General features: G+C 72.6%; 9 protein-coding genes. 2 read left to right on the plus strand and 7 right to left on the minus strand.

Annotated features, from left to right (window positions below; all coding sequences use genetic code 11):
- Positions 1-71: 71 nt before the first annotated feature.
- The 3 genes from ACT7CP_RS09820 to ACT7CP_RS09830 all read right to left on the minus strand — a co-directional run bounded on the left by ACT7CP_RS09820 (position 72) and on the right by ACT7CP_RS09830 (position 3,244).
- The gene (locus tag ACT7CP_RS09820) at positions 72-1,442 is read right to left on the minus strand and encodes a class II 3-deoxy-7-phosphoheptulonate synthase (protein WP_413962708.1); all 1,371 of its coding nucleotides are present in this window, start codon (positions 1,440-1,442) and stop codon (positions 72-74) included.
- Positions 1,443-1,501: 59 nt separating this feature from the next.
- Positions 1,502-2,191, minus strand: coding sequence for a lysophospholipid acyltransferase family protein (locus ACT7CP_RS09825; protein WP_413962707.1), 690 nt, complete (start codon positions 2,189-2,191; stop codon positions 1,502-1,504).
- An 87-nt stretch (positions 2,192-2,278) separates the two neighbouring features.
- Positions 2,279-3,244 carry an ROK family glucokinase gene (locus ACT7CP_RS09830; RefSeq protein WP_445442065.1) on the minus strand — a complete coding sequence of 322 codons (966 nt, stop codon included), beginning with the start codon at positions 3,242-3,244 and terminating at the stop codon, positions 2,279-2,281.
- A 132-nt stretch (positions 3,245-3,376) separates the two neighbouring features.
- Between ACT7CP_RS09830 and ACT7CP_RS09835 the strand changes: the two genes are divergently transcribed.
- Positions 3,377-5,203, plus strand: a complete 1,827-nt coding sequence (locus ACT7CP_RS09835) for an AMP-dependent synthetase/ligase (protein ID WP_445442066.1) — start codon at positions 3,377-3,379, stop codon at positions 5,201-5,203.
- A gap of 40 nt (positions 5,204-5,243) precedes the next feature.
- Here the strand turns inward: ACT7CP_RS09835 and ACT7CP_RS09840 are convergent, their stop codons facing one another.
- The 3 genes from ACT7CP_RS09840 to ACT7CP_RS09850 are packed head-to-tail and all read right to left on the minus strand — an operon-like array spanning position 5,244 to position 10,660.
- Entirely contained in the window at positions 5,244-5,735 is a 492-nt protein-coding gene (locus tag ACT7CP_RS09840) for a peptide deformylase (protein ID WP_413962704.1), read from the minus strand.
- Between the two features lie 33 nt (positions 5,736-5,768).
- Complete coding sequence (locus tag ACT7CP_RS09845) at positions 5,769-7,247, minus strand: mycothione reductase (RefSeq protein WP_445442067.1); 1,479 nt, start codon at positions 7,245-7,247, stop codon at positions 5,769-5,771.
- A 5-nt stretch (positions 7,248-7,252) separates the two neighbouring features.
- Positions 7,253-10,660, minus strand: coding sequence for a pyruvate carboxylase (locus tag ACT7CP_RS09850; protein WP_445442068.1), 3,408 nt, complete (start codon positions 10,658-10,660; stop codon positions 7,253-7,255).
- 80 nt (positions 10,661-10,740) lie between these two features.
- On the opposite strand from ACT7CP_RS09850, the gene ACT7CP_RS09855 reads away from it, so the two are divergent.
- Positions 10,741-11,553: a ParA family protein gene (locus tag ACT7CP_RS09855; RefSeq protein WP_086513362.1), complete on the plus strand. Its 813-nt coding sequence runs from the start codon at positions 10,741-10,743 to the stop codon at positions 11,551-11,553.
- 151 nt (positions 11,554-11,704) lie between these two features.
- Here the strand turns inward: ACT7CP_RS09855 and ACT7CP_RS09860 are convergent, their stop codons facing one another.
- Positions 11,705-12,247, minus strand: coding sequence for a MerR family transcriptional regulator (locus ACT7CP_RS09860; RefSeq protein ID WP_012038569.1), 543 nt, complete (start codon positions 12,245-12,247; stop codon positions 11,705-11,707).
- Positions 12,248-12,466: the final 219 nt, after the last annotated feature.

Below are 12,466 nucleotides of genomic sequence, written 5' to 3' on the forward strand. Positions count from 1 at the left end.
CTCGCCTGGCGCTCACACGACGGCGCCCCGCCGCCCGGGAGGGCGACGGGGCGCGGAGCGACGGATGCGGATCAGCCGCGCGCGGCCGCCAGCTCCTCGGCGACGAGGAACGCGAGCTCGAGGCTCTGCATGTGGTTGAGCCGCGGGTCGCACAGCGACTCGTAGCGCGTCGCGAGGGTGGCCTCGTCGATGTGCTCGGAGCCGCCGAGGCACTCCGTGACGTCGTCGCCGGTGAGCTCGATGTGGATGCCGCCCGGGTGCGTGCCCGCTGCCCGATGGGCCTGGAAGAAGCCCTGGACCTCGTCGACCACGTCGTCGAAGCGACGGGTCTTGTAGCCGGTGGGCGTGGTGAGGCCGTTGCCGTGCATCGGGTCGGTGACCCACAGCGGGTTCGCGTCCGACGCCTTCACGGCCTCGAGCAGGGGCGGGAGGGCGTCCCGGATCTTCCCCGCGCCCATGCGCGTGATGAAGGTGAGGCGGCCGGGCTCGCGATCCGGGTCGAGCTTCTCGATGAGCTCGTGCACCGTCTCGGGCGTGGTGCTCGGGCCGAGCTTGACGCCCAGCGGGTTGCGGACGCGCGACAGGAAGTCGACGTGCGCCCCGTCGAGGTCGCGCGTGCGCTCCCCGATCCAGATGAAGTGCGCCGACGTGTTGTAGGGCGTGCCGGTGCGCGAGTCGATGCGGGTCATGGGCCGCTCGTAGTCCATGAGCAGGCCCTCGTGGCCCGTGTAGAACTCGACGCGCTTGAGGTCGTCGAAGTCGGCGCCCGCGGCCTCCATGAACTTGATGGCGCGGTCGATGTCGCGGGCGAGCTGCTCGTAGCGCTGGTTGGCGGGGTTCGCGGCGAAGCCCTTGTTCCAGCTGTGCACCTCGCGGAGGTCGGCGAACCCGCCCTGCGTGAAGGCGCGGATGAGGTTCAGGGTGGAGGCGGCCGTGTGGTACCCCTTCACGAGGCGCGCGGGATCAGCCGCCCGGGACTCCGGGGTGAAGTCGTAGCCGTTGACGATGTCGCCGCGGTACGCGGGCAGCGTCAGGTCGCCGCGCGTCTCCGAGTCGCTCGAGCGGGGCTTGGCGAACTGGCCGGCCATGCGGCCCATCTTCACGACGGGCATCGCGGCGCCGTACGTGAGGACGACGGCCATCTGCAGCACGGTCTTCACGCGGTTGCGGATCTGGTCGGCGGTCGCGCCGGCGAAGGTCTCGGCGCAGTCGCCGCCCTGGAGGAGGAACGCGCGGCCGTCGGCGGCGGCGGCGAGGCGGCTGCGCAGCTGGTCGACCTCGCCCGCGAACACGAGCGGCGGCAGGAGCGCGATCTCGGCGCTGGCGGCGTGCACGGCGGCGGCGTCGGGCCACGCGGGCTGCTGCTTGACCTCGAGCGTGCGCCAGTGGTCGAGTCCGGCGAGGACGTCGGGGTGGGCGGGGACGAGGTGCTCAGAGGCCACGGTGGGATCCCGGTTCGTGTCGTGCGCGTGGTGCGCGGTGGAGGCGGTGCGGGAGACGGTCAGCGGGCCGCGCTCGCGCGCTTCTCCTTGACCGAGGTCGCATAGACGTCGACGTACTCCTGGCCGCTGAGCCTCGAGAGCTCGTACATGATCTCGTCGGTGATGGAGCGGAGGATGAACCGATCTCCCTCGAGGCCGGCGAACCTACTGAAATCTAGCGGCTCGCCGATGACCACACCAATCCGGCGGACCTTGGGGATCCGCGTGCCGATGGGCATGACCTTCTCGGTGTCGATCATCGCGATCGGGACGACCGGGACCTCGCCCTCGAGGATCATGCGGGCGACGCCCGTGCGGCCGCGGTACATCTTGCCGTCGGGGCTGCGGGTGCCCTCCGGGTAGATGCCGAGCATGCGGCCCTCGGCCAGGACGCGGAGGCCCGTGTTGAGCGACGCCTCGGAGGCCTTGCCGCCCGACCGGTCGATGGGGAGCATGCCCGTGGCCGTGAAGAACATCTTCGTGGCCCAGCCCTTGAGGCCGGTGCCCGTGAAGTAGTCGCTCTTCGCGAGGAAGACGAGGTTGCGGTCGACCAGGAGCGGCAGGAACACGGAGTCGATGAACGACAGGTGGTTGCTCGCGAGGATGACGCCGCCCTTGGCGGGGATGTTCTCGAGCCCGGTGACCCAGGGGCGGAAGGTGCTGCGGAGGATGGGTCCCGCGACCAGGTTCTTCATGAACCAGTAGAACATCGGATGGCCACCTTCCGGGCGGGGTCGGATCCAGCATAGCCAGCGACGACGCCCGCGCCCGGCAGGCGGGGGCCGGGCCGCCCGGCGTCAGGCGCCGTGGCGGAGGGCGGCGGCGTGCAGGCGCGCGAGGTCGGCCGCGCCCACGACGCCGGCGTCGTTCACGAGCTCGGCGATGCGGAACTCCGGCTCCGGGTGGTAGCCGCGGGCCGGGAGGTGCGCGAGGTAGGCGTCGCGGATCGGGTCGAGCAGGAGGTCGCCGGCCTGGGCGACGCCGCCGCCGATGACGAACATCTGCGGGTCGAGGATCGCGCCGATGCTGGCGGCCGCCTCCCCCAGCCAGCCGCCGAGGCGACGGAGCGCGAGGAGCGCGCCGGGGTCGCCAGCCTGGATCAGGTCGCCCACGTCGTGGCCGGTGAGCGTGCCCACCTCCTGGCGCCGTGCCGCGAGGCCCGCGCCGTGCGTGCCGCCGAGGTCCGCGAGCTCGTCGGCGGTGCGGAGGAGCGCCCGGCCGGATCCGTACTGCTCGATGCAGCCGCGGGCGCCGCAGCCGCACGGCAGGCCGTCGGGGACGACGCGCATGTGGCCGAGCTCGGCGCCCGCGCCGAACCCGCCGCGGAAGAGGCGGTCGTCGGCGACGATCGCGCCGCCCACGCCCGTGCCGATGGTGAGGGTGACCATGTCGCTGACCAGCCGGCCCGCGCCGTAGCGGAACTCGGCCCAGCCGGCGGCGTTCGCGTCGTTCTCGATGACGATGGGCAGGTCGATCCGGCCGCGGAGCTTCTCGCGCACCGGCTCGTTGCGCCAGTTGATGTTCGGGGCGTAGTAGACGGTGGACTGGGCGGCGTCGATGAAGCCGGCCGCCGCGACGCCGACCGCCACGGCGTCGGGGTGCTGGGCGCGCAGGCGCTCGACCATGCCGACGACGGCCTCGACGATGGCGTCCGGGCTGCTGGCCTCGGTGGGGACCCGGTCCTCCGCCGCGATGACGCCGAGCTCGTCGACCACGGCTCCCGCGATCTTCGTCCCGCCGATGTCTATCCCGATTGCATGCACTCCGCGGGCCCTTCCGTTCGTCTCGCCAGTCGATCCTAGTGACGCGCCGGACGCCCCCGACCGGGGACGAGCGCGGGGGCGCCGGCCGCCGTTAAGCTGACCCCATCCATTTCCGGTACCGAAGGAGCTGCCGTGGAACAGCACACCATGCCCGCCGCCGTCGAGGCGAGACCCGAGGACAACGTCACCGACGTCCTCGTGCACCGCGTGAGGACGAGCCCCGACGCTCCGCTGTTCGCGCTGCCGGACGGGTCCGGCGGGTGGACCGACGTCTCGGCGTCCGAGTTCCACCGCCAGGTCGTCGCCCTCGCGAAGGGCTTCGTCGCCGCCGGGATCGAGCCGGGCGAGCGCATCGGCATGATGTGCCGCACGCGCTACGAGTGGACCCTCGTCGACTTCGCGGTCTTCTTCGCCGGCGGCGTCCTCGTGCCCGTCTACGAGACGTCCTCCCCCGGCCAGGTGCATTGGAACATGCAGGACTCCGGCAGCGTCGCCGTGGTCCTCGAGTCCGCCGAGCACTTCTCGCGCTTCGACGAGGTGCACCCGGAGCTGCCCGCGGTGCGACACGTGTGGCAGATCGACCTCGGCGACCTCGACAAGCTCGCGCGGCAGGGCGTCGACGTGCAGGACGAGGAGATCGAGCGCCGGCGCAACATCGCCGTGGGCTCCGACATGGCGACCCTGATCTACACGTCGGGCACCACCGGACGGCCGAAGGGCTGCGTGCTCACCCACTCCAACTTCGTCGAGCTCGCCCGGAACGCCGAGGTCGCGATGAGCGAGGTCGTGCAGGTCGGCGCGTCCACGCTGCTGTTCATCACGACGGCGCACGTGTTCGCGCGCTTCATCTCGATCCTCAACGTGCAGGCCGGCGTGAAGACCGGCCACCAGGCCGACACCACGCAGCTCCTCCCCGCGCTGGCGTCGTTCAAGCCGACGTTCCTGCTCGCCGTCCCGCGCGTGTTCGAGAAGGTCTACAACTCCTCGGAGCAGAAGGCGGAGGGCGCCGGCCGGGGCAAGGTGTTCCGCAAGGCCGCGGAGGTCGCCTACGCGCACTCGGTCGCGGTCGACGCGGGGAAGGTCCCGCTGGCGCTCGCGCTGCAGTTCAAGCTGTTCGACGCGCTCGTGTACTCGAAGATCCGGCAGGCGATGGGCGGCCGGGTGCGCTACGCGGTGAGCGGATCCGCGCCCCTCGGTCTCCGCCTCGGCCACTTCTACCGCTCGCTCGGGCTCACCATCCTCGAGGGCTACGGCCTCACCGAGACGACGGCGCCCGTGAGCGTGAACCTCGTCGCGGGCTTCCGGATCGGCACCGTGGGGCCCGCGCTCCCCGGCGTCTCCACCCGGATCACCGACGAGGGCGAGATCGAGGTCAAGGGCGTCAACGTCTTCGACGGCTACTGGCAGGACGAGGCGGCGACCGCGGCCGTCTTCGACGACGGCTGGTTCCGCACGGGCGACCTCGGCAGCTACGACGCGGACGGCTACCTCACGATCACGGGGCGCAAGAAGGAGATCATCGTCACGGCGGGCGGCAAGAACGTGGCGCCCGCCGCGCTCGAGGACCCGATCCGCGCGAACCCGCTCGTCGGGCAGGTCGTGGTCGCGGGCGACCGACGGCCGTTCATCTCGGCGCTCATCACGCTGGACCCCGAGATGCTCACGGTCTGGCTCGGCAACAACGGGCAGGACCCGGCGCTGACGCTCGAGCAGGCGTCGCAGAACCCCGCGGTGCTCGCCGAGGTGCAGCGTGCTGTCGATGCGGCCAACGCGACCGTGTCGCGCGCCGAGTCGATCCGGAAGTTCGTCGTGCTGCCGGTGGAGCTCACCGAGGCGGCCGGGCACCTCACGCCGAAGCTCAGCATCAAGCGCCAGGTGGTGCTCGACGCGTTCGCCGACGTCATCACCCGGATCTACGAGGCCGCGCCGAACACGGAGGGGCACTCGCTGGTCCACTGACGCCGGTCGTCGGTCCCGCGCGCGCGGGACCGACGGCGGATCAGAACCAGTCGGACTCGCGCACCTGCTTCATGGCCTCGCGGCGGCGCTGCTTGTCGAGCCGGTCGAGGTACACGAGGCCGTCGAGGTGGTCCACCTCGTGCTGGAACGCCTGCGCGAGCACGCCCGTGCCCTCGAGGCGGACCGCGTTCCCGTCGAGGTCGATGCCGCTGATGACGGCCTCGGGGTGGCGCATCGTGGGGAACCACAGGCCGGGCACGGAGAGGCAGCCCTCGTCGACGAGCACGGCCTCGCCGCGGAGCTCCTCGATGACCGGGTTGAGGATGTAGCCGAACGCCGGCCCCACGTTGTAGCTGAACGCCCGGAGGTTCACGCCGATCTGCGCCGCCGCCACGCCGGCCCGGCCGTCGGGCCGCACGCTGTCGAGGAGGTCCTCGACCAGGGCGCGCACGCCCTCGTCGATCTCGCGGATCTCCGAGGAGACGGTCTTCAGCACCGGATCGCCGAACAGGCGGATCTGTCGTTCAGTCATTCTCTGCTTCCGTGGGTCCTGGCGGGCGGCGGGTCAGGGTCGACCGGCCCCCGCGGGCGCATCGCCCGGACCATTCTCCCGTGCCCAGTCGGCCACCGCGGACTCGGCGGACAGCAGGGCGTTCTCGACGACCTCGGTCACGGCCGGGTGCGGCCAGTACTGCGCGCGGGCGAGCCCCGTGACCCGGTGCCCCAGGCTCGCGGCCATGAGGAGCGGCTGGATGAGCGCCGCCGAGTCGGAGCCGATGATGTGCGCGCCGAGGATCGTGCCGCCGTCGCGGGGATCCACCACGAGCTTGCAGAACGACGTCGTGTCCTCGAGCGCCCAGCCCCAGGCGGTGGACGAGTACGGCTGCTCGATCGTGACGACGGGGCCGGCCGCGCGCGCCTCCGCCTCCGTGAGGCCGAACGAGCCGATCTGCGGACGCGAGAACACGGCCTGCGGGACCGGCCCGGGCGCGCCGCCGACGAGGTCATCCGGATGCAGCAGGTTGTGCTGCACGACGCGGGCCTGGTGGTTGGCGACGTGCTTGAGCTGGTGCTCCGCGCTGACGTCGCCGAGCGCGAAGACGCCGGGCACGGGCTCCCCGCCCGCGAGCACGCGCTGCTGCGCGTCCACGACGATGCGGCCGTCCGCGTGCAGGTCGTAGCCGGCGTTCGCGACGGCGAGCGTGTCGGTGTTCGGGATGCGGCCGAGCGCGACCAGGACCGCCTCGGTCTCCACCAGGTGGCCGGACGCGAGGCGCGAGCGGAGCACGTCGCCGTCGCGCTCGATCTCCTCCACCTCGCAGTCGGTGATGAGGTCCCACTGGGTGCGCGCGAGCGTCGTGAAGCGGGTGGACACGTCCTCGTCGAGGTGCCCGAGGAGGCGCGGGGAGCGGGCCACCTGCGTGACGTGCACGCCCAGGTGGCTGAACACGTGGGCGAACTCGGCCGCGACGTAGCCGCCGCCGACGATGAGGAGCGAGGCCGGGAGCTCGGCGATGCGCATGATCGAGTCGGAGTCGTGGATCGACGGGTCCGGCGTGTAGGCCGCCGGGAGCGGGCGCGGGCGGGACCCCGCCGCGAGCACGATCCGGTCCGCGGTGATCCGCTGCCCGCTGGCCGTCACGAGCACGCCGGGCCCCTCGAAGCCGACGCTCTCGCGCAGGAGCGTGACGTTCTCCGCGCCGCTCTCGCGCCACTCGCGTCCCCCCTCGCTGATGGCGTCGATGCGGCCGAAGACGCGCGCGCTGATCGCGGGCCAGTCGACGGCGTCGACCGAGGCGCGGATCCCGAGGGCGGCGCCGTCGCGCGTCCCCGCGGCGACGTCGGCCACGTGCACGAGCATCTTGGTGGGGATGCAGCCCGCGTTGAGGCAGGTGCCGCCGAAGTGCTCGCCGTCGTCCACGAGCAGGACACGCTGGTCAGCGAAGCGCTCGTCGACGATGGAGTTGCCGGATCCCCCGCCCACGACCACGAGGTCGTAGCGCTCGTCGGGCGTCTCGTCAGGTGTCTCCTGCGTGCGGGTCATCGGGCTCACTTCTCGGTCTCGACGACCACGAGCAGGTCGCCCGCGTCGACCTGCTGGGTGGTGGGGACGGCGAGCCGCGCGACGCGGCCCGCGACGGGCGACGTGATGGCCGCCTCCATCTTCATGGCCTCGATCGACGCGACGGCCTGGCCGGCGGCGACGACGTCGCCCTCCCGGACCTTGAGGGTCACCACGCCGGAGAACGGCGCGGACACGTGCCCGGGCCGGGAGGCGTCGCCCTTCTCGGCGGCGACGGTCGTGACGGCGATGCCGCGGTCGCGGACGAACACGGGGCGGAGCTGCCCGTTCATGACCACCATGACGGTGCGCATGCCCGACGCGTCGGCGTCGCCCACGGCCTCCAGGCCGATGATGACCTCGACGCCGCGGCCGATCCGCACGACGTGCTCCTGGCCCTGGCGGAGCCCGTGCAGGTAGTCCTCGGTGTCGAGCACGGAGAGGTCGCCGAAGAGCTCGCGGATGGTCTCGTACTGCTCGGTGGGCTGCGGGAACAGCAGGCGGTTGAGGGTGCGCCGGCGCTCGGCGCCCGGCACCCCGAGCACCCGCCGGTCGTCGTCGGAGAGCGGCGTCACGCCGATGCGCACGTCGCGGCCCTGGAGGACCCGGGTGCGGAAGGGCTCGGGCCAGCCGCCCGGGAGGTCGCCCAGCTCGCCGGCCATGAAGCCGATCACGGAGTCGGGGATGTCGTAGTCCTGCGGGTTCTCGGCGAAGTCCCGCGGGTCGGCCTTCGCGGCCGCCAGCTGGAGGGCCAGGTCGCCGACCACCTTGGACGACGGCGTGACCTTGGGGATGCGGCCGAGGATCCGGTCGGCCGCCTGGTACATGTCCTCGATCAGCTCGAAGTCGTCGGCGAGCCCCAGCGCGATGGCCTGCTGCCGGAGGTTCGACAGCTGGCCGCCCGGGATCTCGTGCCGGTAGACCCGGCCGGTCGGGCCCGGCAGCCCGGACTCGAAGGGCCGGTAGAGGCGGCGCACGGCCTCCCAGTACGGCTCGAGGTCGCTGACCGCGTCGAGCGAGAGCCCGGTGTCGCGGTCGGTGTCGGCGAGGGCCGCGACGAGCGCGGAGGCGGAGGGCTGGCTCGTGGTGCCCGACATCGGCGCGCTCGCGACGTCGACCGCGTCGGCGCCCGCGCGGCTGGCGGCGAGGAGGGTCGCGAGCTGCCCGCCCGCGGTGTCGTGCGTGTGCACGTGCACCGGAAGGTCGAACTCGCGGCGGAGCGCGGTCACGAGCCGCTCGGCGGCGGCCGGCCGGAGGAGCCCGGCCATGTCCTTGATCGCGAGGACGTGCGCCCCGGCGGCGACGCTCCGCTCGGCGAGGGCGAGGTAGTAGTCGAGCGTGTAGAGGTCCTCGGCCGGGTCGAGCAGGTTGCCCGTGTAGCAGAGCGCGACCTCGGCGACGGTGGTGCCCGTGGCGAGGACCGAGTCGATGGCCGGGCGCATGCGCTCCACGTCGTTGAGCGCGTCGAAGATGCGGAACACGTCGACGCCCGTGGCGGCCGCCTCCTGCACGAACGCGTCGGTGACCTCGGTCGGGTACGGCGTGTAGCCGACCGTGTTGGCGCCGCGGAGGAGCATCTGGATGGCGATGTTCGGCAGCGCCTCGCGGAGCGACGCCAGCCGCTCCCACGGGTCCTCGCCGAGGAAGCGCAGCGCGACGTCGTAGGTCGCACCGCCCCACGCCTCGACCGAGAGGAGCTCGGGCGTCGTGCGCGCCACGTGCGGCGCGACCGCCACGAGGTCGCGCGTGCGGACCCGCGTGGCGAGCAGCGACTGGTGCGCGTCCCGGAACGTGGTCTCGGTGACGGCGAGGGCGGTCTGCGCGCGCAGGGCCTCCGCGAAGCCGCGGGGGCCGAGCTCGAGCAGGCGCTGGCGGGACCCGGCGGGCGCCGGCTGCCGGAGGTCGACGTCGGGCAGCTTGTCCGCGGGCCGGACGAGCGCGGTGCGCGGCCCGTTCGGCTGGTTGACCGTGACGTCGGCCAGCCAGTTGAGGATCCTCGTGCCGCGGTCCTTGGAGACGTTGCTGCGGACGAGGCCCGGCCGCTCGTCGATGAAGGACGTGCTGAGGTCGCCCGCCTGGAACTGCGGGTCGTCGAGCACGGCCTGGAGGAACGGGATGTTGGTGGAGACGCCGCGGATCCGGAACTCGGCGAGGGCCCGCTTGGCGCGCGTGACGGCCGCGGGGAAGTCGCGCCCGCGGCAGGTGAGCTTCGCGAGCATCGAGTCGAAGTGCGGGCTGATCTGCGCGCCGGTGGCGACCGTGCCGCCGTCGATGCGGATCCCGCCGCCGCCCGGCGAGCGGTAGGTCGTGATCTTGCCCGTGTCCGGCCGGAAGCCCTGCGCGGGATCCTCGGTCGTGATCCGGCACTGGAGCGCGGCGCCGTGCAGCACGACGTCCTCCTGGTGCAGCCCCAGGTCGGCGAGGCTCTCCCCCGCCGCGATGCGCATCTGCGACTGCACGAGGTCGACGTCCGTGACCTCCTCGGTCACCGTGTGCTCCACCTGGATGCGCGGGTTCATCTCGATGAAGACGTGCTGGCCCGCGCGGGGCCCGTCCGTGTCGAGCAGGAACTCCACCGTCCCGGCGTTCACGTAGCCGATGCTGCGGGCGAACGCGACGGCGTGCGCGTGCATGGCGTCCCGGATCGCCGGGTCGAGGTTCGGCGCCGGCGCGATCTCCACCACCTTCTGGTGGCGGCGCTGCACCGAGCAGTCCCGCTCGAAGAGGTGGACGGTCTCGCCGCCGGCGTCGGCGAGGATCTGCACCTCGATGTGCCGGGGCCGGAGCACCGCCTGCTCGAGGAACATGGTCGGGTCGCCGAACGCGCTGTCGGCCTCGCGCATGGCGGCCCGCAGCGCGTCCTCGAGGTCCTCCGAGCGCTCGACGCGGCGCATCCCGCGTCCGCCGCCGCCCGCGACGGCCTTGGCGAAGATCGGGAAGCCGATCCCCTCGGCCTGGGCGAGGAGCAGGTCGACGTCGGTCGACGGCGGCGTGGAGGCGAGGACGGGCACGCCGGCCGCGGTCGCGTGCTCCTTGGCGGTGACCTTGTTGCCCGCCATCTCGAGGACGTCCGCCCCGGGTCCGATGAAGACGATGCCGTTCGCGGCGGCCGCGCGCGCGAGCCCCGGGTTCTCCGACAGGAAGCCGTAGCCCGGGTAGATGGCGTCGGCGCCGCACTCGAGCGCCACGCGGATGATCTCGTCGACGTCGAGGTACGCCCGGACCGGGTGGCCCTCCTCGCCGATCAGGTACGCCTCGTCGGCCTTCAGCCGGTGCAGCGAGTGCCGGTCCTCGTGCGGGTAGACGGCCACCGTGCGGGCGCCCAGCTCGACGGCGGCGCGGAAGGCCCGGATCGCGATCTCCCCGCGATTGGCGACGAGGATCTTCTCGAACATGGCGGGGCCTCTCGTCGGACGGGGCTTCGGGCACCCCCGCGTTTAGGTCTTCCCAGAGTATCGACGGTAGCCTCTCCCACGTGCATGTACTGAGCGTCAGCTCCCTCAAGGGGGGCGTGGGGAAGACCACAGTGACCCTGGGACTGGCGTCCGCCGCCTTCTCCCGTGGCTTGAGGACCCTGGTGGTCGATCTCGACCCGCAGGCCGATGTGTCCACGGGCATGGACATCCAGGTCGCCGGCCACCTCAACGTGGCCGACGTGCTCGCCTCCCCCAAGGAGAAGATCGTGCGCGCGGCCATCGCCCCGAGCGGCTGGACCAAGGGCCGCACGGGCACCATCGACGTCATGATCGGCAGCCCCTCCGCCATCAACTTCGACGGCCCGCACCCGAGCATCCGCGACATCTGGAAGCTCGAGGAGGCCCTCGCCAACGTCGAGGCGGACTACGACCTCGTGCTCATCGACTGCGCCCCGTCGCTCAACGCCCTCACGCGCACCGCGTGGGCGGCCAGCGACCGCGTCACGGTCGTCACCGAGCCCGGCCTCTTCTCCGTCGCCGCCGCGGACCGCGCGCTCCGCGCCATCGAGGAGATCCGCCGCGGCCTCTCCCCACGCCTGCAGCCGCTCGGCATCATCGTCAACCGCGCCCGCGTGCAGTCGCTCGAGCACCAGTTCCGCATCAAGGAGCTCCGCGACATGTTCGGCCCGCTCGTGCTGAGCCCGCAGCTGCCCGAGCGCACGTCGCTCCAGCAGGCGCAGGGCGCCGCGAAGCCGCTGCACGTGTGGCCCGGCGAGAGTGCGCAGGAGATGGCGCGCAACTTCGACCAGCTGCTCGAGCGCATCATGCGCACGGCCAAGATCGGCGACTACGCGGAGAACACCGCGCGCTGATCCGGTCCTCCGGATCCATCGCCGTCGAGACGGCGTCGATCGGTGTGCCTGCAGCGCCGTCCCGCGCGGAGCTCACCGCCTCGCCGAGGGCGCCTCGGTCACCGGGGTCGCGGAGATGCGCGCCTCCTGCGGCGGCGCAGGGAGGAGCGGGTTAGGACGCCTTGACGGCGCGGCGGGCCGCGAGCTCGTCGGTGGGGTCCACGGTCTGCGTGTCGATCTCGACCAGGCTGTGCTCCACCTCGCGGAGGACCTTGCCGACCGCGATGCCGAAGACGCCCTGGCCGCGGCTCACGAGGTCGATGACCTCGTCGTTGCTGGTGCAGAGGTAGACGCTCGCGCCGTCGCTCATGAGGGTGGTCTGCGCCAGGTCGACGACGCCGGACTCGCGGAGCTGGTTCACGGCGGTGCGGATCTGCTGGAGGGAGATGCCGGTGTCGAGGAGGCGCTTGACGAGCTTCAGCACGAGGATGTCGCGGAAGCCGTAGAGGCGCTGGGTGCCGGAGCCCGAGGCGCCGCGGACGGTGGGCTCGACGAGGCCGGTGCGGGCCCAGTAGTCGAGCTGGCGGTAGGTGATCCCCGCGGCGCGCGCGGCGACGGCGCCCCGGTAGCCGGCGCTGGCGTCCATCTCGGGGAGGCCGTCGGTGAACAGCAGACCGAGGTCGTAGCGCCCGGAGTCCGGGGTGGAGTCGCTCATCGTTCTGCCTTCCACCCCGTGGCGCCCGCCCCGGTGGGGGTCGCGCGCTGCTCGGGTCGGTTCGTCGGGATCGTGTTCTCACGGTAGCGGGGCCCGCGGGCCCGATCAACGACATCCGGCGGAAGCGCCCGGCGTGTCGCCCCGGCCCTCCGCGGAGCCCCCGTCGGGGGTGCGGATCGACCGGTCCCGACGGCGCCCTCCGACATGCGGACGGCCCCG

The sequence above is a fragment of the Clavibacter rahimiani genome, assembly GCF_052654495.1.